This window comes from Aneurinibacillus aneurinilyticus ATCC 12856, assembly GCF_000466385.1.
GTDB lineage: Bacteria > Bacillota > Bacilli > Aneurinibacillales > Aneurinibacillaceae > Aneurinibacillus > Aneurinibacillus aneurinilyticus.
The window spans coordinates 38,903-64,634 of sequence record NZ_KE952847.1; the positions used below are offsets into that span (position 1 = coordinate 38,903).

The 25,732-nt window shown below is 41.3% G+C and carries 25 protein-coding genes; 7 read left to right on the forward strand and 18 right to left on the reverse strand.

Annotation, left to right across the window (positions count from 1 at the left end):
* Positions 1–93: 93 nt before the first annotated feature.
* The 11 genes from HMPREF0083_RS18205 to HMPREF0083_RS18255 all read right to left on the reverse strand — a co-directional run bounded on the left by HMPREF0083_RS18205 (position 94) and on the right by HMPREF0083_RS18255 (position 9,725).
* Positions 94–1,350, reverse strand: a complete 1,257-nt coding sequence (locus HMPREF0083_RS18205) for a site-specific DNA-methyltransferase (protein WP_021623114.1) — start codon at positions 1,348–1,350, stop codon at positions 94–96.
* Complete coding sequence (gene metK, locus HMPREF0083_RS18210; RefSeq protein WP_148316014.1) at positions 1,331–2,506, reverse strand: methionine adenosyltransferase; 1,176 nt, start codon at positions 2,504–2,506, stop codon at positions 1,331–1,333. The genes HMPREF0083_RS18205 and metK overlap by 20 nt, the downstream gene beginning before the upstream one ends.
* A gap of 20 nt (positions 2,507–2,526) precedes the next feature.
* Positions 2,527–3,078: a P27 family phage terminase small subunit gene (locus HMPREF0083_RS18215; RefSeq protein WP_012102995.1), complete on the reverse strand. Its 552-nt coding sequence runs from the start codon at positions 3,076–3,078 to the stop codon at positions 2,527–2,529.
* A 111-nt stretch (positions 3,079–3,189) separates the two neighbouring features.
* Positions 3,190–3,549, reverse strand: a complete 360-nt coding sequence (locus tag HMPREF0083_RS18220; protein ID WP_040303629.1) for an HNH endonuclease — start codon at positions 3,547–3,549, stop codon at positions 3,190–3,192.
* Between the two features lie 155 nt (positions 3,550–3,704).
* The gene (locus tag HMPREF0083_RS18225; protein ID WP_021623117.1) at positions 3,705–4,118 is read right to left on the reverse strand and encodes a DUF1492 domain-containing protein; all 414 of its coding nucleotides are present in this window, start codon (positions 4,116–4,118) and stop codon (positions 3,705–3,707) included.
* Positions 4,115–4,336: a hypothetical protein gene (locus HMPREF0083_RS18230; protein ID WP_021623118.1), complete on the reverse strand. Its 222-nt coding sequence runs from the start codon at positions 4,334–4,336 to the stop codon at positions 4,115–4,117. The genes HMPREF0083_RS18225 and HMPREF0083_RS18230 overlap by 4 nt, the downstream gene beginning before the upstream one ends.
* On the reverse strand, positions 4,333–5,694 hold the full coding sequence (locus HMPREF0083_RS18235; RefSeq protein ID WP_021623119.1) for a DEAD/DEAH box helicase: 1,362 nt from the start codon (positions 5,692–5,694) through the stop codon (positions 4,333–4,335). Before HMPREF0083_RS18235 ends, HMPREF0083_RS18230 begins: the two co-directional genes overlap by 4 nt.
* The gene (locus HMPREF0083_RS18240) at positions 5,675–5,956 is read right to left on the reverse strand and encodes a VRR-NUC domain-containing protein (protein WP_040303634.1); all 282 of its coding nucleotides are present in this window, start codon (positions 5,954–5,956) and stop codon (positions 5,675–5,677) included. Before HMPREF0083_RS18240 ends, HMPREF0083_RS18235 begins: the two co-directional genes overlap by 20 nt.
* Before the next feature lie 219 nt (positions 5,957–6,175).
* Entirely contained in the window at positions 6,176–8,542 is a 2,367-nt protein-coding gene (locus tag HMPREF0083_RS18245) for a virulence-associated E family protein (RefSeq protein WP_021623121.1), read from the reverse strand.
* Positions 8,539–8,973, reverse strand: coding sequence for a DUF7768 domain-containing protein (locus HMPREF0083_RS18250; RefSeq protein ID WP_021623122.1), 435 nt, complete (start codon positions 8,971–8,973; stop codon positions 8,539–8,541). Before HMPREF0083_RS18250 ends, HMPREF0083_RS18245 begins: the two co-directional genes overlap by 4 nt.
* The gene (locus tag HMPREF0083_RS18255) at positions 8,973–9,725 is read right to left on the reverse strand and encodes a phage antirepressor KilAC domain-containing protein (protein ID WP_021623123.1); all 753 of its coding nucleotides are present in this window, start codon (positions 9,723–9,725) and stop codon (positions 8,973–8,975) included. Before HMPREF0083_RS18255 ends, HMPREF0083_RS18250 begins: the two co-directional genes overlap by 1 nt.
* 207 nt (positions 9,726–9,932) lie before the next feature.
* Here HMPREF0083_RS18255 and HMPREF0083_RS18260 point away from each other — a divergent pair, with 207 nt between their 5' ends.
* Positions 9,933–10,442, forward strand: a complete 510-nt coding sequence (locus tag HMPREF0083_RS18260) for a MepB family protein (protein ID WP_021623125.1) — start codon at positions 9,933–9,935, stop codon at positions 10,440–10,442.
* Between the two features lie 139 nt (positions 10,443–10,581).
* On the opposite strand, the gene HMPREF0083_RS18265 is transcribed toward HMPREF0083_RS18260, so the two are convergent.
* The 6 genes from HMPREF0083_RS18265 to HMPREF0083_RS18290 form a co-directional block, all read right to left on the reverse strand.
* Positions 10,582–12,516 carry a DNA polymerase gene (locus HMPREF0083_RS18265; protein WP_021623126.1) on the reverse strand — a complete coding sequence of 645 codons (1,935 nt, stop codon included), beginning with the start codon at positions 12,514–12,516 and terminating at the stop codon, positions 10,582–10,584.
* Positions 12,517–12,588: 72 nt separating this feature from the next.
* Positions 12,589–13,137, reverse strand: coding sequence for a DUF2815 family protein (locus HMPREF0083_RS18270; protein ID WP_021623127.1), 549 nt, complete (start codon positions 13,135–13,137; stop codon positions 12,589–12,591).
* Positions 13,130–14,278, reverse strand: a complete 1,149-nt coding sequence (locus HMPREF0083_RS18275; protein WP_021623128.1) for a DUF2800 domain-containing protein — start codon at positions 14,276–14,278, stop codon at positions 13,130–13,132. The genes HMPREF0083_RS18270 and HMPREF0083_RS18275 overlap by 8 nt, the downstream gene beginning before the upstream one ends.
* Positions 14,271–14,594 (reverse strand): hypothetical protein, encoded by a 324-nt coding sequence (locus HMPREF0083_RS18280; protein WP_021623129.1) that lies wholly within the window; start codon positions 14,592–14,594, stop codon positions 14,271–14,273. Before HMPREF0083_RS18280 ends, HMPREF0083_RS18275 begins: the two co-directional genes overlap by 8 nt.
* Positions 14,569–14,787 carry a hypothetical protein gene (locus HMPREF0083_RS18285; RefSeq protein WP_000682242.1) on the reverse strand — a complete coding sequence of 73 codons (219 nt, stop codon included), beginning with the start codon at positions 14,785–14,787 and terminating at the stop codon, positions 14,569–14,571. Before HMPREF0083_RS18285 ends, HMPREF0083_RS18280 begins: the two co-directional genes overlap by 26 nt.
* Before the next feature lie 46 nt (positions 14,788–14,833).
* Positions 14,834–15,403: an ECF-type sigma factor gene (locus HMPREF0083_RS18290; RefSeq protein WP_021623130.1), complete on the reverse strand. Its 570-nt coding sequence runs from the start codon at positions 15,401–15,403 to the stop codon at positions 14,834–14,836.
* A 488-nt stretch (positions 15,404–15,891) separates the two neighbouring features.
* On the opposite strand from HMPREF0083_RS18290, the gene HMPREF0083_RS18295 reads away from it, so the two are divergent.
* The 6 genes from HMPREF0083_RS18295 to HMPREF0083_RS18320 are packed head-to-tail and all read left to right on the forward strand — an operon-like array spanning position 15,892 to position 24,050.
* A complete protein-coding gene (locus HMPREF0083_RS18295; protein ID WP_021623131.1) occupies positions 15,892–16,110 on the forward strand; it encodes a helix-turn-helix domain-containing protein in 219 nt (72 codons plus the stop codon).
* A 23-nt stretch (positions 16,111–16,133) separates the two neighbouring features.
* Positions 16,134–17,372: an ABC-three component system protein gene (locus tag HMPREF0083_RS18300; RefSeq protein WP_021623132.1), complete on the forward strand. Its 1,239-nt coding sequence runs from the start codon at positions 16,134–16,136 to the stop codon at positions 17,370–17,372.
* Positions 17,356–17,595 (forward strand): ABC-three component system middle component 7, encoded by a 240-nt coding sequence (locus HMPREF0083_RS18305; RefSeq protein ID WP_021623133.1) that lies wholly within the window; start codon positions 17,356–17,358, stop codon positions 17,593–17,595. The genes HMPREF0083_RS18300 and HMPREF0083_RS18305 overlap by 17 nt, the downstream gene beginning before the upstream one ends.
* The gene (locus HMPREF0083_RS18310; RefSeq protein WP_021623134.1) at positions 17,573–19,213 is read left to right on the forward strand and encodes a DUF2326 domain-containing protein; all 1,641 of its coding nucleotides are present in this window, start codon (positions 17,573–17,575) and stop codon (positions 19,211–19,213) included. The genes HMPREF0083_RS18305 and HMPREF0083_RS18310 overlap by 23 nt, the downstream gene beginning before the upstream one ends.
* 19 nt (positions 19,214–19,232) lie before the next feature.
* Positions 19,233–21,542 (forward strand): site-specific DNA-methyltransferase, encoded by a 2,310-nt coding sequence (locus HMPREF0083_RS18315; RefSeq protein ID WP_040303644.1) that lies wholly within the window; start codon positions 19,233–19,235, stop codon positions 21,540–21,542.
* A complete protein-coding gene (locus HMPREF0083_RS18320; protein WP_021623136.1) occupies positions 21,543–24,050 on the forward strand; it encodes a DEAD/DEAH box helicase in 2,508 nt (835 codons plus the stop codon).
* Positions 24,051–24,247: 197 nt separating this feature from the next.
* Here HMPREF0083_RS18320 and rlmD read toward each other — a convergent pair whose 3' ends face one another.
* Positions 24,248–25,645 (reverse strand): 23S rRNA (uracil(1939)-C(5))-methyltransferase RlmD, encoded by a 1,398-nt coding sequence (gene rlmD / locus HMPREF0083_RS18325; RefSeq protein WP_021623137.1) that lies wholly within the window; start codon positions 25,643–25,645, stop codon positions 24,248–24,250.
* Positions 25,646–25,732 lie beyond the last annotated feature (87 nt).

Genomic DNA, 25,732 nt, shown 5'->3' on the forward strand with positions numbered 1-25,732 from the left:
CCGCCTTTCTATTTTCGGTACGTACATATATCACTCTAAAAGCTGTTATTATCAAGTCATTTAGAGCATCTTTCTGTAGAAAATACTGTTCTATTAATCGGCGGTATTTTGTGTAGATAAATCAACATTTGGCAGGTCACCATATCTAAATTTCGAACCATCTCTTAAAAGAAACACACCATCCGAGTTTCCGACTTGCTCAATATACCTTTCCACAATGACATCACAGTACTTTTCATCCAGTTCAATGGTGTAGCAAATTCTATCGGTCTGCTCACAAGCAATCAGTGTACTTCCTGAACCACCAAAGGGATCAAGCACGATGCAGTTACTAAGGCTTGAGTTCATAATGGGGTATGCCACAAGTGCCACTGGTTTCATGGTTGGATGGTCGCCATTTTTCTTTGGTTTCTCAAACTCCCAGATGGTGGTCTGCTTGCGGTCTGAATACCAGAGATGCTTGCCTTTCTTTTTCCATCCAAAGAGTACTGGTTCATGCTGCCACTGATATGGGGAGCGACCGAGAACAAGGGACTGCTTTTTCCATATACAAGTACCGGAAAGATAAAATCCTGCATCGGAGAATGCTCTTCTAAAATTGAGTCCTTCCGTATCAGCATGAAATACATAAATAGATGCGTCCTTTGCCATCGCTGCTTCGGTGTTTTGAAATGCCGCAAGCAGAAAATCATAGAACGCTTCATTAGCCATATTGTCATTTTTGATTTTTCCAGCAGTGCCTTCATAGTTGACGTTATATGGAGGGTCCGTAACTACCAGATTGGCAGCTTTCCCATCCATCAAGACATCAAAGGTGTCTTTCTTTGTACTGTCTCCACAGACTAATCGATGCTGTCCAAGTAGCCAAACATCCCCTAAATGCGAAACAGCGGGCTTTTTCAGCTCGCTGTCTACATCAAAATCATCTTCTTTTATATTATCCTTAAGGGAATCCTTGAAAAGATCGTCCAACTCTCCCGGGTCAAAACCTGTCAAAGACACATCAAAGTCTGAAGCATTTAGGTCCGTGATGAGAAGTGCTAATTTGTCTTTATCCCAATCACCACTAATTTTATTTAGTGCAATGTTCAGCGCCTTCTCCTTTTGCTCATCCATTTCAACTACTACGCATTCTATCTCATCTATACCCATACTAAGCAGGACTTTTAAACGCTGATGACCTCCGATAACTCTGCCTGTAGTCTTATTCCATATAACGGGTTCTACATAACCAAACTCCTCAAGGGAGCGTTTAAGTTTCTCATATTCCGAATCACTCGGTTTTAAATCTTTCCTTGGGTTATATTCAGCGGGGATGAGTTGTTTAGTTTTAATCTTCTCTATCAACATACTTTTCCACCGCCTTTCTAAATTCACTGTATTTATTTACATCCTCCCACGGGAACAGACAACTGTTAAAGTGACCATAAGCCGCGGTGTCAGAGTAAATCACATTTCTAAGACGCAGTTTTTCAATGATGGCCGCAGGTCTTAAGTTGAAAGTTTCCTGGGCAGCAAGAGTTAATATTTCATCAGAAATAGTGCCAGTACCAAGGGTATTTACAGTAAAGGCTACTGGGTTTGCCTTACCAATGGCATAGGAAATACTCACTTCACATTTCTTGGCATAGCCACACCAAACGATATGCTTGGCAATATACCGAGCCATGTAAGCACCGCTTCGGTCAACTTTTGTTGGGTCTTTACCACAAAGAGCACCACCTCCATGAGATGCAAGCCCTCCATAGGTATCGACCATGATTTTTCTTCCAGTCAAACCCGTATCGGCAGCGGGTCCACCAAGTACGAACTGACCTGATGGATTGATGAGAATTTCTGTTTCATCATCAAAAGGGAAGTCTTCAAAGCACTGCCATAAGACATTGTTAAGGATATCTGCCTTAAGTTCTTCCTGTGTTTTATTCTTATCGTGCTGTACCGATATCACAATCGTCTTTATTCTTACTGGAGTGTCAGCTTCATATTCTACCGTTACTTGTGCTTTACCATCGGGAAGAATCCCTTTTATCAGCTTTCCTTTGCGACAATCATCCAGTCTTTTTACTATTCTGTGGGATAGTACAAGAGGGAGGGGGAGCATTTCCCTTGTTTCCTTTGTAGCATAGCCATACATAGTCCCCTGGTCTCCAGCACCTATGGAACCGTACTGTTCGTTTATTCCATTTCGTACTTCCAGTGCGGTATTCACACCAGCCGCAATATCTACACTTTGACTATGTATATATACATAAATCAAAAATTTTAGAGGGTTGTATCCAATCTCTTTTAGGACATTTCTAACAATGTATCGGATGTCGATTTTCCCGCTGCAGGAGATCTCGCCCGCCACGATAATTTTTCCTTTAGTCGCTATAATCTCGCAAGCCACCCTTGATGCCCTATCTTTACGTAGGCAAGCTTCCAAAATGCTATCTGCTATGATGTCGCATAGTTTATCAGGATGTCCAGCACATACACTTTCTGCTGTTAAATATCTCTTACTCATTACACCGTATCTCCTCATCTTTATTTTCCTCTGCGGGCAGATAGCAATCGCTCCATCACATCGTCCTGTGGGTTTAAACCAGAGTACTCTGTAGCACAGTTCTCCCTAACGATTTGATATATCTCCATCCATAGCCTGTTTGTCTGACTCATAAAGCTCTGGCTCATCGCTACATAAGGACTTTGAATTGCATTGCCGGTAGTTGGATGCTTTGCTAGAAAACCAAACTCGGTTACCGCTTCCTCACACTGTATCCATCTGGCCGCACTCATGGCATACCGTTCTAGAAGCTGTGGAAGTACCAAATGGGCACATTCTCGCTCCTCAAGCCATTTCCATGTAATTTCATAGATTTCACTCGCTTCTAAGGTTTTCCCATCCTTTTGCACTGCGGAGAGCATGGCCCTTGGCTTTGGCATTTCCTGCCCCTTCAGGTCAGCAGTATTCTTGAACTCGACGACCTCAAGCTTTCTTTTACCGGGATTTCCCTCTGCAATTTTGTCAGCAAGTGGTTTTTTCTTTTGACCGGAGCCTATACGGGCGCCGCCTCGGTTTGTTCCGTCTTTGGCCATTCACTCACCTCTTTTCATCGATGGACCTATTACCCCGTTTGAAACCGCGAATTTTCACGCGTTACCCCACGCCCGTTACACAAAGAAAAAGCTGTAGAGATTTGACTCCCCCTACCGGATTCCCCAACGGTCTCCATCTCTTGCTGTGATTGCAGAGTGGCAAGGAGTACAAAGAGCCATCAGATTACTTCTATCGTGTGTCCCACCTCTTGCAAGTGGAAGAATGTGATGCACTTCAGTTGCCGGGGTCAGCTTTCCTTGTCTTTTGCATTCCTCGCAAAGAGGATGAGCTGCAATGTAACGGTCACGTATTCTTTTCCAAGCACGACCATAACGCTTACGGGTTGCTGGATCGCGGTCATACTTTTCATACCGTGTAGCTTCCTTCTTGCTATGTTCTTCACAAAAGCGACTGTCAGTCAGCTCTGGGCAACCAGGGTAAGAGCATGGTCGCTTAGGTTTCTTTGGCATACTGCACCTCCTTTTGCCCATAGAAAAAGCCCTCGCAGGAGAAATGCTCCCGTGAAGGCTTCTGTTTATTAATATTCCATACTACTATTATATAACTTTCACTACGGACAAACAGTGTCAACCTGTGCCAATGTGTGCCAAAGTATGCCAACTTTTTATTTTGGAACCTTTAAATGTTGCAAAGCGGATGAATGGAGTCTATGCACAGTTCTCATAGAAACATTAAGGTTGACACAGATTTCTTCCCAGTTAAGAAAGTTAATGTATCGGTAGCGAAGAATCAGCTTCTCATCCACGTTTTCCATCTGGTTAATTGCTTCACGAATATCCGATTTCAGCTTTACTAATTGTTCAACCTCTTGTTGTATCTGTTGCTCCAAATCTACTATTCTAATCACATATTTTTCAAAGGGCGGGTCAGTACTCTTGGTTCGACTAACTTTTTCCTCAAGCACAGGAGATGAAACACTTCTTGATAGATCTCTTAAGTTTTGTAGCTCTTCAAGGTCGGAATTAATCAATTCATTCAGACGATAAGCCTGTTTTAAGAATTCCTTAGCTGTCATCATCGCACCACCTCCTCTTGTAACTGTTGAATTAACATGTCAGGGTTTAGAGAGGTGAGGATATTGAACAATCCAGAATGAAAGAAGCACTCAACCTCACGTTTCGTATATAAAGCAGAATCATTGCGAGGGTGTTTTGCTAATCTTTTCAGTGCAAAACGATAATCCTTGACCGCCTGTAGAATAATGGCATTCGCCAGCTTTTCAAAAGCGTCCATCATACAACTTCCCTCGCTTTCCCAAGATTTGCTTTGACTGCATTGATAAGATCGGATTGTGTCTTTTCCTTTCGTTTCAAAGCCCTCATCACATCTTCATCAATCGTACCTTTAGTAATAATGTGATGAATAACCACTGTCTCATTTTGACCTTGTCTCCAAAGTCTCGCATTTGTTTGCTGATAGAGTTCCAGACTCCAAGTAAGTCCAAACCAGATAAGCGTTGAACCACCACTTTGTAAGTTAAGGCCGTGTCCCGCAGATGCAGGATGGATAACCGCTACAGAAATATCGCCGTTGTTCCAATCCTTGATATCCTTGGAAGTCTTAATTTCTCTGACATTGAATTTTGCCTTAATACGCTCTAAATCGTGATTATACCAATAGGCAATAAGCACAGGTTTTCCGTTAGCACCTTCAATTAAATCCTCAAGAGCATCTAGCTTGCGGTCGTGGATAATATGGGGGTTTTTATCATCATCATAGATAGCACCGTTTGCCATTTGCAGGAGTTTCCCTGAAAGGACGGCTGCATTCATGGCATCTATTTCTTCATCAGCAAATTCAAGAACCATCTCTTCACGAAAGTGATCATATACGGATTGTTCTTTTTCATTTAGATACACAGGCACTTCATTGATCATGCATTTTGGCATCTTCAGAAAATCGACTGATTTCATGGAAATGGTGATATCCGAAATGAGCCGATAGATGGCATCTTCAGCACCTGGCAACGGTTTATATGAAAATACGATTTGCTGATTACGTTTATCCGGTGTAAAAAAGGAATTGCGGTAGTGAGTTATGTACCTGCCGAGTCTTTTACCCATGTCGAGAATACGAAACTCTGCCCACAAATCCATTAACCCATTACTGGAAGGTGTACCCGTAAGACCCACAATCCGTTTTGCCCTTGGTCTGACTTTTAGTAAACTTTTAAATCTTTTTGCACCATAGGATTTAAAGGATGATAGCTCATCGATTACCACCATGTCATAGTCAAAAGGGATGCCACTTTTGTTTACCAACCAGTCCACATTTTCTCTATTTATAAGATAGACACTTGCAGGTTTTCTAAGAGCCGCCAATCGCTCCTGTTCTGTGCCGATGGCTACCGAAAACTCCAGTCCTTTTAAATGCTCCCACTTATTTATCTCAGCTGGCCAAGTATCCCTTGCTACTCGAAGTGGGGCAATGACCAGAACCTTTCCAACTTCAAAACGATCAAGACATAAATCAAATATAGCCGTTAGAGTAATGACGCTTTTGCCAAGACCCATTTCTAAAAACACCGCAGCAATGGGATGCTCTAAAATGAAATTGGTTGCATAGGTCTGATATTTATGAGGATTGTATTTCACCCAGTATCCCTCCAATCTGCTTAACATCATCAATTACATAGCAAGTAAAGCCTAACTTCTGTAATTGCTTTATTCTTCTAATCTGTAACAGGCGAGGTTTCTTTCCGGGAGCCTTTAATTCCACAAATGCCATCTTCCCATATGGTAAAAGCAATAGGCGGTCTGGCATCCCATCTAAACCTGGGCTAACAAACTTCGCCGCAATGCCCCCCATCTTTTTTACCTCAGCCACCAGTTTCTTTTCTATATATTTTTCAAGCATAAATACCTCCCATATAAAAAGGCTCAGAACAAGAAAACAACTTTGACCCAATTTTCCTATACGCGCGTGTATACGTGTATGCACAGGCTACTATTACTTCTTTTTACTATTTATAAATAAATAGGATACTTCTTGTTCCACTTGTTCCGAACCGTTGATTTTCCTTATCATTACTAACTTTAGGGAAAGAACCAGTATGGGAACAAGGTAAGGTACAACTTAGCGTTGTTCCTCGACTCGGGAATAAGCTCGTTGCTTTCCGTAGACAGGAAACGTTACAACACCATTCTTGTTCCCAGTGTACTTGTTCCACTCACTGATCTTTCTCATAATGGCACCGATAGCATAGGAATCTGAAGGCTTTAGCATTGATGCCTCTTTACCAAAACACTCACACCAAATCTCCATATTGCAGACAAGGGTTCTTTTTACTGTTCCAACACGGGTGCCGCCGCCAAATTCGCTACCGCCGAGGAAATTTCTACGCTCGTACAAAGACATAGCGTCCCAATCATCCGGTAAAAGTGTATCTAGGTAGGTACGAACCAGTCCTTCTCGTTCATCTGTTTCCATGGCATCTGCCTGCTCACTGGTTGCCATGGATACATCATCACCTTCAAGGTAGAGTTTTTCGCCCTTCTCATAAAGCATCAATGCCTCTGCCCAAATCTGCTGTACTTCCTCTTTGGTCATCTGCCAAGCTTTCTTTTTGCTGTTACCGCTAATGCGGACTGGCCAGAATCTACGGTTACCCGTAATATCACGAAGAAATCCACTTTCTGCATTGGTAGAACCTACAATTACACACTGACGGGGATGACTTTCCACGTTGACACCATAACTGGCACGGTACTTATCATCAGACCTTGATATAAAAGACTTCACAACCTCCACATCGGTCTTACGCATCCCTGCAAGCTCACCCAGTTCCAGCATCCAATATCCCTGCAATTTTTCAGGACCGACTTTGTCCTTCATATCTGTAATGGTCAAACTGTCTGAAAACCAATCTCCAGCAAGTTTCGCAAAGAAGGTTGACTTACCGATGCCTTGGGGACCGTTTAGGATAAGGACGCTGTCAAACTTTGTACCCGGTCTATAAATACGGGCTACCGCCGCAACCATGGTTTTGCGAATGACTGCTTTTGTATAGGAATTATCCGTTGCACCGAAATAATCAATAAGCAGGTTTTCAACACGCCTAATGCCATCCCATTTTGGTAGTGAATCCAGATACTCCTTAACAGGGTGGTAGGCTCGTTCAGCCGCTACCGCTAACACAGCATCCTTGGTCTTGGTAGGAGAATAGACTCCGTATTTGCTGCTTAAGTACACCTTAAGAAGGGCATTGTCCGAATCATTCCAACCAGCCTTAATCTGTTCCCAAGGCAGACCACCTTTAGCATCGATACCATCACGGTGGCAGTTGAAAGCGATATGCTGTAAATCCTCATCATGCCTAATAACCAGGACGATGTTGTCTAAAGTGTCTTTTATCCGGCCTTGCTTATCTAGTTCCAAACCTGTCTGCCAATCCTCTTCACTAAACTCCTCTTCAGCCTGAGCCTGTCTTTCCTTAGCAAATTCAGCTTTTACCGCTTCATCTTTTATGGCAAACTCGCACATTGCCACAAAAGACGGCATCCTGCCAGGAGCCGTAGTAGTGGAAGCTCTATCATCTAAAGAGCCGAATTTATGAATACGAACAAGGTCAAAAGCATTGAGGAGCAGGCCGCTTGCTGGGTCGGTGGCATGGTGGCTGTATGCGAATTTATCATCATAGATAATTACACCCGCACTACTGTCAGCTGGAATATAGTCATAGCGCCCTCCCATAGCAGATGGTTCATAAACTGCACCTAAAAATTTATCAATTGCTTCACGAACAGAGTAGGCACGACAGAATGTTCCTACCACACCTTCCTTTAAAAACGGATCGGCTTGTTCTTTAAGACTGCGATTAATAACTTCAGACTGCCTGCTTGATATTGGCCAAGTTGATGTATCTCGCCAGTTTTCATATTTTGCAAGATAAATATCCGGGTCAAGTAATGCTCCATCCTGCTCTTCGTAGACAAATTGACCATTAGAGGAAGTGGATGGCCAATACATAAGGCGATGGGCTTCATATGTCGTATCATCGAAAAGATCAATACCAATTTCTTTTGCCACCATACGTCCAACAGCTGCATATTCTTCTTCGCTGATCTCACGAGCAAGGGGAACGATAAGTCTGAGTCTAGGATTTTCTGGTGTGTGCTTATGAGTGGAGTAAACGCAACATTTGAAATCGAAAAGCATGCTAATTTGCTCCCAAATATCCGGCCTACCATAATCCATATCGAGGGTAAGCAAAGAACGGCACAAAACATTGCCCTTCTTTCGCCTTCCTTCTTTTAAGTGCCCTCCAACAAAGCCGCCCACATCCTTGATATCATCTTGCTGCCCTTTTTTAAGTTTCCGATATTCTTGTACTGTTTCTGTGGTCCGTTGCGTCGTCTTTACACGGGAGCAAAAATCCTCCCATGAAATATCTTTGTTTTTCCATTTCCTATCCATCCGGCTATTACCCACTGCAATTTTCATAAGCTTTCAACCTCCTCATGCTCCGGACTAAAATATCTGACCGTTTGTCTGCGTTTCTTGGCTACTTCAATCTCCCTTGCCATACCGCTTGAGATGGTATTGCCCAGCACCCACACCTCGGAGCATTTGCCCATAAGCACGATGTCCATAAATATGGCAAGCTCACGTTCCTCTGGGTTTTCATCATCCATAAACTGCGGAAACATAAGATGGGGAGCAATTGGGATACAATTACTTTCCAAGGCAAATCTACAAAAGTTACGAGCCTTTTTAATGTTTCCTTCTACATCACCGGAATAGGGAGAACAGATATATACAAGTGGCTTAAAGGCAGATTTTTTCTCTGCCTTTTCCTTTCTCATTATGTTGGTCAGTGCTTCATGGGGAGTTGGGTCATGGTATCCTTCATGGTTAAATTTGTTGATCCCCATTACACACCCTCCATTTCTATCTGAGGCAAAATACCGTCCGCCTTCATGAGTTCGTAAATGAAGAGTCTGCCTTTTTGAGTCCAATATGTATGGACCTTTGTATGCTGTTCACCGTTACTGCCAAGGTAGCTATGTGTCTTAGTACTGGTGTAGCCTTTTTCCGCATACTTCTGATATAAAAGCCAGATACCACCTTGTTTAAACTGGATGCCCTTTTTATTAAGATAGCGGTTCATCCAAATAGCTGACTTGCCGTAATCTTTGGCAATTGCTGATGTGGAAATGAGGTCTTTGCAATTTAAAACCACATCGTAATAAGAGACTTTCGGTTTCATTTCTGTAATTTGCTGATTCTGAACAGCAACCGTACCTTCAAGCACTTTATTTTGTTTCCTTACTTGAGTTAGCTGTTGATTGGCAATCTGAAGTGCCCTTGCCATGATTGCCTCTGGAGAGTTCCATCTTCTTTCTATTTCAAGAAAGTATTGACGACACTCTTTCCCTTTTGGAGTACGTTGTATCATGCATAGTTCTTTTGCCATGTCAATTGTTAACTGATGGTCTATGCTTGGTCTGCCTCCAGTACTTTCGCTCAAAAATGAGCTAAAGTCTGACCCTTCCTCAAATCCGTACTCACACATTCTTGGAAACCAATCTTTATAAGCGGTTTTTACTTCCAAGGCTTCGTGTAAATCACGACCGAGTACGGTTGCTCGTTGATTTTCATAGTTGATTTTTACTAATTCGTCCATACGAATTACCTCCTGCAATATAGTCAGAGAGGAAACCCCTCTACCTAATAGCCACAGGAGGTAATGAAAGTTGAGGATTTTGAAAAATTAATTTTGCATTCGGATTATCGTGCGGAATTTGTGTATGTTAAAATGGATTTAAAGATTGATTTAGCAGTTTTTTACTTCAACAAATGGGTCATATTGTAGAGAGGTAGGAGTGAAGAAATGAATAATTTTTTTACCGCATTAGCTTATGTAAATAAAATGATTTATGAGTCGAATCACTTAACTGTAAAGTCGGTTCAAGAAGAAAAGCAAAATTCTAAGTATGGTGCTGGTACATTTCAATTATCTTCTAAAACAGTTCGATTCAGAGTTGCGAAGATAACTCCTACCAAAGTAGGGCAGTTTGTTGCATTATGGGAAAAAGACGAAAATAATAAAAATCAACCTTACTCATATGAGGAAGCCCCAGATTTATTAGTTATAACTACCTTTAAAAATGAAAATGAGTTTGGGCAATTTATTTTTCCAAAAGAAATTCTTTTAAAACAGAACATTCTTAGGTCTACTTCAACAAAGGGGAGAATGGCAATAAGAGTTTACCCTAGCTGGGATAGTCCGAGTAGTAAACAAGCGATGAAAACTCAGAAATGGCAGTTTCCATATTTTGTTGATATGTGTAATCCGAATAAATTACCCTTAGAAAAAATAATGGAACTGTATTCTCTTTAAACCTCTGCAGTCGGGCTCATTTATGTAACAAACAAGACAGCACATACTAATCATAAAATAAGTGCTATCCTGTTTTTATTATTTAAAAGTTGAAAATCTTTTAACCTTTTTCCACACGATAATCCGAATACCAATTAATTTAGTCTTTTTGATAAAACTGACACTCATAGCCATCAGCACTAAGTAACAGGCCATTTGCCCATGTTGGTGTCCTGGCCATCTGCTCACAGATAGCGGAAAGTGGCATCCCCATATCTGCCTCGATGATAATTTCATCGTGTACATGAGCCACAATGGAACAATTCTTTAATGTCTGCATGGCATGACACAAAATGTCACGACTAATTGCCTGAACGATATTCTCTACAAATTTGGGACCGTAGCTTTCGATTCTTTCCCATTTTTTCGTCCCACCGACACCTTCATAATTAACCGACTCACCGCCGAACATATTCTCTCCCATACGAGGTTTCACATAGGCAAGCCGTCTGCCAGAAGGGAGGACAATAAAGAGCATTCCACTTTGATAGATAAATTTAATGCCGTGTGTCTCTGTAGGAGTTTTTTGTTTAACACAAGTTTTTACTGCTCGGTCAACATCCCACCACAGTTTTGTAATATTGGGATTGGACTGCCTCCAAGCCGTTACAAGAGGCTGAAGCTCCTCTTCTTCAATTCCCATCTCCAAAGCACCCATTGATTTTAATGCTCCAATAGATCCACCGTAACCGAGGGCAAGTTCAGCAATTTTTCCTTTCTGACGAAGATGACCATTCACACCATGCTTTTCAACAGGTACATTAAACATCTGAGAAGCACTGGCACAGTAGATGTCACCACCCTTTTGGAATACCTCTGTTCTCCATTTTTCGCCTGCAAGCCAGGCAATGACGCGAGCCTCAATCGCTGAAAAATCTGCCACAATGAACTTCATACCATCACGGGGTATAAAAGCAGTACGGATAAGTTCCGACAGTACTTCTGGGATTGAATCATAAAGTAAAGTAAGAGCGTCAAAATTTCCGCTTCGAACTAAAGCACGGGCCTGTTCTAAATCGAGCATATGGTTTTGGGGGAGATTTTGCAGTTGAATCAGCCTGCCAGAGAATCTGCCGGTTCTGTTGGCTCCGTAAAACTGAAACATTCCTCTTGCACGACCGTCACTACATACCGCATTCTCCATTGCTGTGTATTTTTTCACCGATGATTTCGCAAGTTGCTGACGGAGTTCCAAAACAGTGCCTAGTGGTTCAGGTGCTGTCTTTAGCATCTCAGCAACAGCTTTTTTACCAAGGGACTCTGTTTCTAACCCATTATCGGTAAGCCAGTCTTTCATTTGTTGTACAGAGTTTGGATTCTCTAAATTGGTTATATCCTGCATTGTAGCCATTAGTTTTTCACGGGAATGTTCATCCATTTCGACAGCCTGTTTTACGAAAGTCATGTCAATGGCAATGCCACGATCATTGATTTCTTGGTCGTGATGATATTCTTCCCAGATCTCCTCAGGCATCGGAAACTTAGATAATCTCTGCTGTATTGACATCTCGGCTTCCACATCACGTAGATTATAGGCTTTAAATCGCTCCCATTTATCCGCATCATGTTCTGGCAGATTGCGAACTCGACCGCCATTTGATTTAGTAGGGGAGCAAGGTGTACAGAAATATTTAATAAGGTCTTTGCCCTCTGTTAGCTTTTGTTTCTCCAAACCTAGAACTGAACCGACTCCCTCCAAAGAAAGAGGTAATCCCATATATGCCGACCATATCATGGAACATTTCCAGGACGAGGGGCCAAGATATTCAGTAAGGTTAAGCCATTTTGATAGACACACACGCTCAAACATTGCATTGAAAGCCCACTTGGTAACGGAATCATCCATAAGTGCGTTTATAATTTCACCTGGGATTTCCTCCCCACTGGCAAGGTCAACAACTTGTACTTTGCCACCGTCCACCGAATAGCCAAATAGTAGAATTTCAAAATCATCGCTCTCGGCATAACGGTAAACTCCAGACTTTTGAAGATTGGCACTACTAAATGTTTCAATATCAATAGAAATAGAATTCATGTATTACCGCCCTTTCCAATGCAAACGAGGTGGCAGAAGAACAACCTCCACCACCTCGTCTGTATTTATTCTTTATGCTAGAAAATCATCATCTTCAATAGTTGTGAAGTCATCAGCTGCATTGGTTCTTCCGCCTAAAGGCTCTCCATCTCTAATCTTCTGAATGTTGCCAAGACCACATGCAACACCCTTATTGCCATTAGAGTTAAAAGCATAGAAATTCAGGGATACTCTTGCATAACAACCACTGTAAACCTCGTTGCGATCCAAGATAGGTCTGACTGCTTTATCTACTATTTGAGGTGGAGTCTTGCTGTTGGCATTTACAAAGTAATGTCCTTTGTAAGCCTCGTCATCACGTTCTACGTCACCGTCTCGAAGTGGCAGTTTGATAGCAGCCTTATTCGGCTTTTTACCACCAAACTTTGCAAGGCCCTCTTCAATGGCTGCATCTACTGCTGCATTGATAGCATTGATGGTTTCCTTATCTGTTTTGGGAATCAATACGGATACGCTGTACTTTTCCGCTCCGCCATTGATGGATACGGGCTCCCAGCCGTGAAAGTAGCTAAGACGTGTGTTGACGCTTGTAACAACCTTAGTTCTGTTTTGATTATTCATATTCCAATTCCTCCGTTATTTCGTTAAATTCGTTTTTTACGTTTGATATATTCATAGCTGGCCGCTTATCCGAATTTGGAACCAGCGTTGGCTTGCCCGGTGGTTTATGTATGAGACCACCGAGAATTTGCTCAAATTTCTTTTTGCCCATCAGCTTCTGCATTTCCGTAAGGGTAATAAGGCTATGGCGGTAAATATCCTTATAGCCGTTTGCCTTGGCTGCTTCAGCCACAGCCTCTTCGTCCTTATATTTACGGATAGACCTACCCTCGACTACCTTAAAACCGTGCCACTCTTTCCCGTGATTAACGGCAGCATCCGTAGCATAAGCAATGATTTCATTTGCCCACTTTGAAAGGTCGGACAATTTAGAGAGAACTTCCTCAATTTCAGAGTCCGTAAGTAGGGGTGGCAGTCTAAACTCCATCTGTGCTAATTTCAGCTTTTCTTCAGCCCTTGCACGGCATTTAACAGCCGCACGACAGAATGTACACCATTCACCTGGAAGGTAGTCACCTTCGCCTTCATATGCCTTCTTCGCCTTTGGTTTCAGTTCATTTTCTGCCCAGTCTTTTAATTCCTTTACCGGGATTGTCCATGTGCTGACATTTTCCCTGCGGGGTTGGAAGATGGTCATAGAAACCTCCTCAATGTCATACAGGCTATCGTAGATTTCCAAAGCTCCAAGGGCATACAATTTCATCTGCGGATTATCCACCGCATCTACCAACACACCCATGCCGTACTTAAAATCAATTATGTGAAGATTTTTGTCACCAATGATGATGCAGTCACCAGTTCCGAACCCCTGTGGTACATAGCAGGAAAAATCAAGACGTTGTTCAATAAGTATTAACGGGTCCGTACAGCTTTGTTTCGCCAGTTCAAGCTGCTCCATTACAAATTCCACATAGGCATCGCTGTGTTCTTCCATCTCATCGGTGTTATAAGCCGAGACAGGACGCTTACTCCTCATGTGAAGTGCTTTTTTAAGTTTATGTTCACAGAGAGCATGGGCGGCGGTACCTTCAGCGGCTGCATTGGATTCGCTATTTTCAAATTCTAGTTCCAATCTTGCAGATGGTAGGCAATTCAACCACCTATGGGACCCTGATGCGGAAAGTACTGCGTGATCACTCATTCCCTAGTACCTCCGCATCTTTCAACATATCTGCATAATGTTTTGGGTCAACTTCGCTTAATTTAGAGCCACCGTATTTTTTGATGATTTCTCTCACTTGAGAAGTAAGACCGGCTTGACTCTTTTCAGCGAGTTTTGCTCTTACTTCCTCCAGAGTGATCTCCTTTTTCTTTGGCGCAGGTTCTTTTACAGGTGTAGTCGGTTCTTTTGCTTCGACAGGTTCATTGCCCGCCATTACATCGGCAACCGCTTGTATGCTGTCTGCCAAAGAGCGCATATCAGAAACCACATCAAGAAGTAGTTTGATTTTGCTCATGGTTTAATCCTCCCTCCTTAATCTCACTGATGGCGAGTTCCTGTACGGTGTCACCCGGAACAAGAATAGTCAGTTTCTGTTTATCACCAAGTAAGAAACGAAGGAAACGCTCCCTTATAGTGACATTACGACAGGAAACAATCCCGCCAGACTGTGGAGTTTTTGAAACACTGATTTTCAAGTTGTGTTTCATGTTCTTCACCTCTTTCCGAGAGCGTTTATGTGCTGCCCTCTACCTATTAGCCGTGGCAAGAGGGGAAAGTTGAGGAATCTGGAAAAACTTTTTTGAAATTCTTCTTGGCTATATCTAAACGGTGTGAAATTGCACTTTTACTAACACCCTCCCGCTCTGCATACTCTGTTACAGAAACGCCATCCAGGAATATAGCAATCAGTAACTCTGCTTGTTTTTCCTTGAGGGTCTTGCGGATAATTTCACAGAGATATTCATACTCCTCTTGTTTCTCCCGAGTCACTTCATCTGAATTGTCAGGATATAACTCAATCGTATTTTCCTTTATGTTTTTACCCTCATTATCGTCATTGGCTTTTGTGTAGCCTTTTTTTCCATTAAGTTTCTTAGGAGGGGTAGTAGTAGCTGAATGACGATCCAGTTTACGCCAGTTATTGTACTCGGGCCTGTTAAAACGCTCGTCCATAATCTCCTGTGGTGAACGACGAGTCACGGTTTCCGTATCTTCGGCACAAGATAGCCTCTCCTCATAATCTGCATCAATCATTAAGGTAAAGTCCTCGTCCGGTACCTCCAAATAGGTAGGTTTGTTGTCGTACATAATTCTAATTTTCATTTTGCATCCTTTCCGCCGGACTGCATTGGCGGCAAAGGATACAAAAATAGGTCTGTGCCTCGAAGTACACAGACCCTTTGTCCTGAAAATGAGCGCAACAAGGTAAGGTACTTCTATTGCAACGCATAACAATCCTTAACGGACTGAAACGTAACAATATGTATCCTTTGCCCTTATTGCAAATCAGGCATTTGATATTTTTATAGCTGGTAAGCGAACGAGTTTTTCTTTTTTGCTAAAAGTAAGCTTGTCTTACCATCTATTTAAATTTTATTAATTTGGGCATCTGAAATCCTCAGCTGACACTCTGCTGATACTCCGCTGATACTCCGCAAATCTTTTTCATTTTCACCACGACAAAAAACTAAGCATTCGTAAAGAAATACTTAGTATTTTTAGATTATTGATTGAAACACGCTTAGTAAATTGCTATAATAGTAAATACGCATTAATAAAAACCATCCAATAGTGCTTGGAGGGCGTTAAAAATGGCATTTAGTTATAATAAACTATGGAAACTTTTAATTGATAAAAAGATGTTGAAAAAGGATTTAATGGAAAGAACAAATTTAACTTCAACAACGTTAGCAAAAATGGGGAAAGATTTACCGGTAAGCATGGATGTGTTAGGAAGAATATGTAAAGCTCTTGAAGTTAACATAGGCGATATCGTTGACTACATCGATGATGATACTCCGAAGAAATAAAACTATTGAAGGAGGCGCAATGTATGAAAAAGTTATGCTTTGGTACTTTTGCAACAATTTTAAAGAGATGCAAGGCTAAAAGAATTTCACAAAAACGATTGTGTGGTACCATGCTGCTTTCTATTGCGCCTACCTATGATATTAGTGGAGAAGATGGTACCGTTTCAGATTTAATACTAGGTAAAAAGAATTTATCCCCTATAGTAACCGATACCGCTCCTGGTGCAGACCCTCATGCTATCTCAGATTACTTTAAGCAAAACATTCTCCAGATGTTGGATAGTAATAAGAGAAATCTAATCGTTTTAGCCTTGAAGGACATTATTGCATCTGATGACTCTATCAAGCCTGATACAGTTGTTGAATTAGTAAACAGCATGACAAAGGAAGATATCATAAAGCGTAATGCCTTTGTATTAGAGGACTTTCTTGCAGGCATCCTACTTTATACAGTGCTTAACGTCGAAAATCGAAATTGTGAAAGTAGTGTTCGCGAGATAACAAATGAATACATACAGTCCTTTGAAGATAAAAGATTAGACATAAGCCTTATTAATACATATAGTAATTTGACTCCAAAGACTGCTTACGAAATTGCGATTGATGCCCACTCCCTCGTATTGCTTGCAGAAACAGGGGGCAAATGCCAAAAGTGCGGAAGAGTTTTAGGTATAAAAAAAGAAGGCAACGACATTAACTACGCTAAGGTCGTTCGCCTTTCAGAAACTGATGAAGTGGTTCTATGTGTTGATTGTGAACGTGAAATGCAAAGTGCCTCCGAAGAAGAGAAATTGGCTTTACTCTCGGACAAGCGTGACTTGGAAAATCTTATGATGGCAAGAGATGCTACTTCACGATATGTAATAGAGAAGCAAATTGAACAAGTACTTCGGGAAGTCGATTTAATGGATGTAACCGATGATACACAGTTAAAAATCGAACCTGTTAAGGTAGAAAATAAAATTACCGAAAAACGGTTGAAAGACCGGGTGCTCGGAGATGTTCGGCAGTTATATGAAGGGGTCAACGATTCATTATATAGGCTTGCAGGAGAAAACAGTTTAAACGTTGATAAATTTGCTAGAAATGTTAGGCGGATGTATGAAGATGCAAGTGAATCACATATATCGCAAAGCGAAATTTACTATCTGCTTGTTGAAACATTGTTTGAAAAGACAGGCCGCAAATATAGAGGTGCGTGTGAGATTATAATCTCCTACTTCGTACAAAGGTGTGAGGTGTTCGATGAGATTACCAAATAAAGTAATTCCCTATACTAATAGCGTTATTGCTCTGTTCCCAGATATCTTAGAGGCATTGGCACAACAGGACATGTCCCCTAAAGAATTGTTTGAAATAACAACTTTTCGTAAAAAGGACATGGCTGATTTCCTGAGTGCTTTAAATTGCTTGTTTGCATTAGGTAAAATTGAATTAATTGAGGAAGGGAGGGTGCTTCGCTATGTTAAAGGAAATTCAGTGTGATAAATTTGCACCGGATCATCGAGTTATCCGGTTTAATTCAGGCCTAAATACAGTTTTAGGTAGCGCAGGCGGTAGCAACGCAATCGGAAAATCAACATTTCTATGGATTATAGATTATGTATTCGGCGGTGAAAGCTATTACTCCCTAACTGATGATATAAAAAAGGAAATGGGTTCGCATATCATCTATTTCACTTTCGAGTTTGATGAACAGCCATACTATTTCTATAGAAGTACGGATGATCCTAAAAACGTATATCGAAGCGATGAAGAGGGCCGATTCATTACAAAATTATCGCTAGAAGATTTTCGGAAATTTCTGTTTCAGGAATATAAAATTGAGCTTCCTGCCCTTACATTTTCAGAAATAACCGAGCGTTTTTTCCGTATCTATGGTCGTGAAAATACACTTGAAAAGTATCCGTTGCTGGTAAAACCACGTGAGCAGGATGAAAAAGCTGTAGATTTTCTATTAAAGCTATTTGGGCATTACAGAATTCTTGCTTCTATAAAAAGTATGGAGGAAGAACTCGGAATTAAATCATCACAACTTAAGTCACGTCAGCGCCAGAAAGTGGATATAGAGAAAATTGAAAGTAACCAAAAAACAATAGAGTCGTTGAGGAATAGACTTCAAAAGCTAATGAAAAATAGTGAAGAAGCTCAATTAGCATTGTTCGGATTTGACACTCAAACGTTTGAACGAATTTCAGCAATCCAAAAAGAGTTGAATATCTTTGTTCGCAAGCGTAATCGCCTCCAATCACAGCTAAATGCTATAAAGAACAATATTGCTGAAAACAAAGTCGACACCGCAAGTGAATTTGATTCCTTGGTACATTTTTTCCCAAACACTAATTTAAAGGCTTTTGAAGAGATTGAATATTTTCATAAAAAAATCAGAGAAATTCTAAGTGAAGAAATGGATGAGGAAATCGAGCGATTACAACCACTAATCGGTGAATATGACAAAGAGATTACGCGCCTTAATCGAAAAATCGAAGAATCTGGTCTTGCAAAAGAGATGTCTGAGAGGGTACTATCCCAGTGTGTTAATGTGTCTAAAAGCATCGATAAACTTGAAGAAGAAACAGCTGAGTTAATTCATCAAAAGGAACTTCAAGAAACACGAGCTGAATCGGAACAAATACTTGAACAACTGTTGTTGCAACAAACAGAAAAGTTGGAGGAAATACAAGATGACATAAATCTGCGCATGGAAATAATAAATGGCGTAGTAACTGAGAGACAGGAGACCGCTCCTCTTTTGTATATTACTCCCCAAAAGGGAATCATCTTTGAAACACCTAGCAATACAAGTGAGGGAACAGCATACAAAAGCCTTGTTGTGTACGATTTAAGCATACTTGAATTACGGCCTATCCCTGCACTTATCCATGATTCAAATATTTTAAAGCGTATCGAGGATGTTCATCTGGAACGCATATTGGAGCGTTATCAGGCTAGTAGACGTCAGGTTTTTATTGCATTTGATAAAGCTGACTCTACAACTACAAAGGCTCATAAAATTTTAGAATCGACAGCAATCTTACGCTTATCGGACGGAAATGAATTATTTGGTCGTTCGTGGAGTAAATACGAATCGAATGATTATTAACATAGGAGGATCAAAAGAAATGGCTGCAATTGATGATTTATTGCGCCAAATTCCGGACACTTCCTTGCGTAGCCGCTTGGAAGAGGAATTTGCCCGCATTTCAAAAAATAAAAAATTTGGACTTGTATTTGAGGAACATATCCCTGAATGCACTCCACTTTATGAGGTTTCTATCAAACGTGGCTCTACTGTTGCACAAAAAACAGGCCATATTAATAATGTATATACGGTGCTGAAATTAGATGGAGATACTGCCCTTTGTCGTAACAAAGCAACTGGTAATACTGAGAACATACCAATCACGGAGCTAGTTTCAGTTGCTCAATTTGGCGAGCCAATTTTCCCCACCCTCCAGCCTATTGATTCAGTTAAAAATGCACCTGATAGTAACTTATGGCATACAATCATTGAAGCAGACAATTATCATGCCCTTCAGTTACTGGAATATCTCTACCCTAAGAAGGTTGATTGTATTTATATTGACCCCCCATACAACACCGGTGCGCGGGATTGGAAATACAATAATAACTATGTTGATTCTAGTGACAACTGGCGACACAGTAAGTGGCTCTCAATGATGCAAAAGCGATTAAAGATTGCAAAAAGAATACTTGCTGATGATGGTGTTTTGATTACTACAATAGATGATAATGAATATGCGCATCTATGGGTTCTTCTTCATGAGATTTTTCCAAACCTAACTCATACTTGCGTAACCATTCAGCATAATCCCGGTGGAACTCAGGGTAAAAAATTCTCTGTAACTCACGAATATGCAATATTTTCATATTCAGCTGATAGTATTATTTACCGTAAACAGCATACTGGTGGCGATGTCTATAATCTAAGACGTTGGGGAAGTACCTCAGGTCGTTATGAAGGCGCAACATGTTTCTATCCCGTAATTTTAGACTCGAATTATAACATTATCGGTTTCGGTGATTTACTTGATAAGGAATTACATCCATCAGCACAAGTAGAACACAATGACGATGGTACCATTTATGTCTGGCCTATTGATAAAAATGGCATAGAAAAGAAATGGAGATATGGACGAGATACTGTAGAAACTGTTAGGGATCGAATGTATGTTGAAAGGCGAGGAGACCGAATAGAAGTAATTCTTCGTAGGGAAAGTGAACCACCTAAAACTGTCTGGACAGATCCGTTATGTAATGCAGAAGCCCACGGTACTGATATGATCAAGGCCATACTTGGTGGTGGCTTCTCATATCCCAAATCACTTTATGCAGTCCGCGAAGCGCTAACATTCGCAGTTTCGGGTAAGAAAGACGCATTGATTGTTGACTTCTTTGCAGGAAGTGGTACCACATTACACGCAGTAAATTTACTTAATGCTGAGGACAACGGAAACCGCCGCTGCATTTTAGTAACTAATAACGAAGTCTCAGATGATGAATCAAAAACCTTGAAAAAAAATGGCTATAAGCCCGGTGATATTGAATGGGAAAAACATGGAATATGTCGTGCTATAACTTGGCCTAGAACAAAGTATAGTATCCTTGGAAGACGTGATGATAGCTCTGTCTTAACGGGTGAGTACTTTACTACTCAGACTGTATCTGATGAAGTAGACCGTTCATTCTATCAGTTAAGTTTTGTCGATAACCCTACAGAATTAACAGCAGCTGCAAAAAAGCAAATTGTTTCTTTACTTCGAAATAAGGAAGGAAAGTCACAATTGCCGCAATCATTAGTAACCAAAGACTGTAAATTCATTGTTTCAAATAAACATACAGCATCAATTCTTTTTGATGTAAATGCAGTTGATGAGTGGTTATCTGCCATTGAAGAACAGGATCAAATATCAGACTTTTATATAGCCTCAAAATCGACTGCCATATTCAAGTCAATTAAGACACGTGTTTCAGAATTGCTAGGCCCCATTATTGTAACATCACAAGTTAAACGTCCAATGAGCGATGGTTTTCCTGCAAATGCTGAATACTTCAAGCTAGAATTCTTGGATAAAAATCTTGTTTCATTGGGCCAACAGTTCCACGAAATACTACCATTACTTTGGCTCAAATCTGGAGCTATTGGAAAGCGACCAGAAGTAAATTACAATGAAGAACCAGAGATGTTAATTCTTCCGCAAAATGGCTTTGCTATTTTAGTCGATGAAACACGGTTCGCAGAATTTGCCGAAAAGCTTTCTGAAGAGAACGGTATCCAAATGGTCTATTTTGTAACTAACTCCGAGGAAGCATTCCGTGAAATGGCTGCCGGAGTAAAAGTAAATAACACATATCAATTATATCGAGATTATATCGATAACTTTGTGTTAGGAAGCAGGAGGGATTCATAAATGAGAGATATATTATTTCCTTTTCAGGAAACAGCCCTTGGTGAACTGCATTCTGCAATTAAGGATGCTCATGCAGTATGGCGTGAAAATAAGCCTCAGATAATCTCGTTTTCCGCACCAACTGGTTCGGGAAAAACTATTATTATGACGACTCTTTTTGAAGAAATACTCTATGGTAATGAGGACAACATTGGAGATCCAGATTCAGTATTTGTTTGGCTTTCCGATTCACCAGAACTTAACGAGCAAACACGCTTAAAAATTGAAAGCAAATCAGATAAAATCCCTGTTAGGGACTTGGTAACTATTGATTCAAACTTTAGTGCCGAGTATTTCGAAGGTGGTCACGTTTATTTTCTAAATACACAAAAACTCGGTTCTGATAAGCTACTGACTTCATCATCTGATAAGCGGCAGTATTCCATATGGGAAACCCTTACTAATACTGCTAAACGGATTCCTAAAAAGTTTTATGTGGTGATAGATGAAGCACATAGGGGAACTTATACATCTGTGCAAGCAGAAAATAAGGCGCAATCTATCATGCAAAAATTCATTAAGGGTAGTGAAGATGACGGTCTTTGCGTCATGCCTTTAATTATAGGTGTGACTGCAACTCCTCAGAGATTTGATAACTTAATTGCCGGAACGACTTCAACGGTTCAAAAAGTCATCGTCCCTCCTGAGCAGGTTCGTGAGTCAGGTCTTTTGAAAGATAGAATTATTATTCACTATCCAGATATTCAATTTAATGCTGATATGACCATGTTTAAAGGGGCAATTGATAATTGGCGCAAAAAATGCACTCATTGGAAGACTTACTGTGAGCGCGAAGATGAAAAAATGATAAACCCTATTCTTGTTATTCAAGTTGATGATGGGAATGATCGTATAGCAACCCAAACCGATTTGGGGGCTTGCATCGATTTACTAGAAGAATCGCTGGGACGCAAATTACAGCCTGGAGAAGCAGTACATACTTTTAATGACCATGGCACACTTAAAGTACGTGATGTTGAAATTCAGCAAATTGAAGCATCCCGAATTCAAGAAGAAGAAAATGTGCTGATTGTGTTTTTCAAAATGAATCTTTCCACAGGTTGGGACTGCCCGCGAGCTGAAACGATGATGTCATTCCGCAGTGCCCAAGACTATACTTATATTGCTCAGTTGCTAGGACGTATGATACGTACACCTTTGGCAAGACGGATTTCTTCTGATGCTGAGCTTAATAGTGTCAGCCTATTTCTTCCATACTTTGATGAAGAAACAGTGAAGAATGTAGTTAATGCCCTGCGTGACAGTGAGGCTGCTATGCCTACCGAAACAGGCACTAGTAAAGAGCTTGTTACACTTGGACGAAACCTTGCCTATTCCGATGTATTTGAGGCAATGGATAACCTCATAACTTATCGGATAGATTCATCTCGAAAGCAGGCACCACTTAAATTATTAATACAGCTTTCACGTGCACTGACGATGGATGGTATTGACTTAGGGGCGCAGAAAGCTGTTAAAAATGCTGTTTTATCAAAAATGGATGGTGAGATTTCACGGATAAAAGAAAGTGGAGACTTTGACACTCGAGGGGCTTCAATTACTGGTTTTGCTCTCGGTACACTGATATTTGAATACGGAGACAATGCCTACTCCTTTGATGAAGAAACACAGACAATGACCATGTCCGATTTTGATATTTCCCGACATTTTGAGCAAGCTGGAAAGTTGTTGGGAGAGGGTTTACACAAGGAATATTGGATTCGTCATAGTACCCGAGACCATATTGATGTAAAAAAAGAAATCATCATTCTTACACATGATACTGATGCAATGGAAAGGATTAATGACTATGCTGAAGAAGAATTCATAACACTGTACGAAAACAACAAGCGATCCATTGCTAGACTTAGCGAGGCACGAAAGAATGTCTATGAAAGATTAACTAATGCTTCTGTACAACCGATATCTGTACCATGGATGTTACCAGATTCTATTGATTTTTCTAAACCAGATAATAGCAGTAAATTTGAGCAGCATCTTTATTGTTTAGAGGACGGCACATTTGAAACATCACTGAATCCATGGGAAAGCGGAGTTGTTACAGAAGAGCTTAACAATGGTGCTGTATGCTGGTTACGTAATCTTGACCGCAAAAAGTGGTCACTAGAAATCCCTTACGAAGTCAGCGGTGTCACCACTCCTATGTTCCCGGATTTAGTTATTGTTAGATCTGATGCACAAGGTTATGTTTTTGATATTTTAGAACCACACGATCCTAGCCGAAAAGACAATTATCCTAAGGCAGTGGGTTTAGCAAAATTCGCAGAGAAGCATTGGGATATATTTGGCAGGATTCAGCTCATTCGACTTAAAAAAGGTGTAGATGGTCGTGAACATTTCTATCGACTAGATATGGGAAAAACAACGATTAGGAATAAAGTTCGTGGCATAACATCAAACGAGGAACTGGATAGAATTTTCGATACAGATGCTGTACGAGAAGATTAAATAATACATCTATACTGTCTCCTCAACCCCAATAAAAAATCTAATCTATCAACTCGACCCTATCGTTTTCAGGGTAGTTGATATGTTTCCTCAAAGAATAAAAATGAGGGTTTCCCGACTTTAACATCCTCGGCAAAGTAGCCGTGAGCAAAGTTCAATGTCAGGAAACCCTTTATTTATCAGTGCTTTGAATAGCCTTATTTCTCCACCCGTGACATCAAGACAACACACTCCACATGTGACGTATGCGGGAACATATCCACCGGCTGCATCCACTCCAGCCGGTACTCCTTCAGCAAATACGCCACATCACGGGCCAGAGTAGAAGGATTACACGACACATACACGAACCGCTGTGGCTTCGCCTTCAGAACCGTATCCAGCAGCGCCTTATCACACCCGACACGCGGCGGGTCTACCACGATCACGTCTGGTCGATCGCCCTGCTTCACCCATTTTGGCAATAGCTCCTCCGCCTTGCCGACATAAAATTCCGCGTTCGCAATCCCGCTTTTCTCCGCATTTCGCCTAGCATCTTCAATCGCTTCCGGTATCACTTCAATCCCCCGCACCCGCTTCGCGTCCGGGGCAAGCCAAAGCGAGATCGTGCCTACGCCGCAGTACGCATCCACAACGAGTTCCTTCCCGGTCAAACCGGCCGCTTCTCTCGCTGAATTGTATAGCTTAAGCGTCTGGGCCGGGTTCAACTGAAAGAATGCGCGCGGCGACAGCGAGAATTTCACATCACCCAGCGATTCGTCAATTGTCTCCTTGCCCCATAAAGTCTCCGTTTTATCGCCAAAAATAAGCGACGTTTTTTGCTTATTAATGTTCTGATTGATGCTGGTCAGCTTCGGCAGACGCATACGCAGCTCAGTAATTATTTCTTTTTTACGCGGTAGCTTCTCTTCTGCTGTTACGAGAATAAGCTGCTGCTCGCCGGTTTCAAAGCCAACACGCGCAATAATCGTCCGGATAACTCCGGTTCGCTTGCGCTCGTTATATACTGGAATCGACAGCATCTCCAGCACTTCCCGTGCCGCCGCGATCATCTTGTTCGTCTCTGGATGCTGAATCGGACAATCGCCAATGTCGATAAGCTGGTGGCTATCCGCCGCATACAAACCAGTAATGATGCGGTCGCCCTGGGTTCCGGCTTGTAACTGGGCCTTATTGCGGTACTTCCACGGCTCCTCCATGCCGAGAATCGGGCGCAGCGGCAGTTCTCCCACATCGGTATATTTCTCAAACGCACCGCGTACGATGTCCTCTTTCGCCTTTAATTGACCTTCATAGGTCATGTGCTGCATTTGGCAGCCACCACATTCATTGTATACCGGACAGGACGGTGTTTGGCGCAAATCAGATGCCTGCTTTATTTTTTTTACTCTTCCTTCAGCGAAGGTAGGCTGCACTTTCGTGATTTTTACCTCCACGACCTCTTCAGGCAGAGCACCTGGTACGAATACAGCTTTGCGTTTATAATAGCCGATGCCTTCACCGTTGATACCAATACGCTTTATTGTCAGCAAAATCTCCTGCCCGATTTTTAACTGCACATCGATTCCCTTTTTTCCTGTGTATTTCTTATTCATTCCTTATTCATCCCTTTACGTTTCTTCCTGCTCAAAATGTCTATTTATCATACCATATCACGCCTGTTGATTATCCATAAGGTGGAA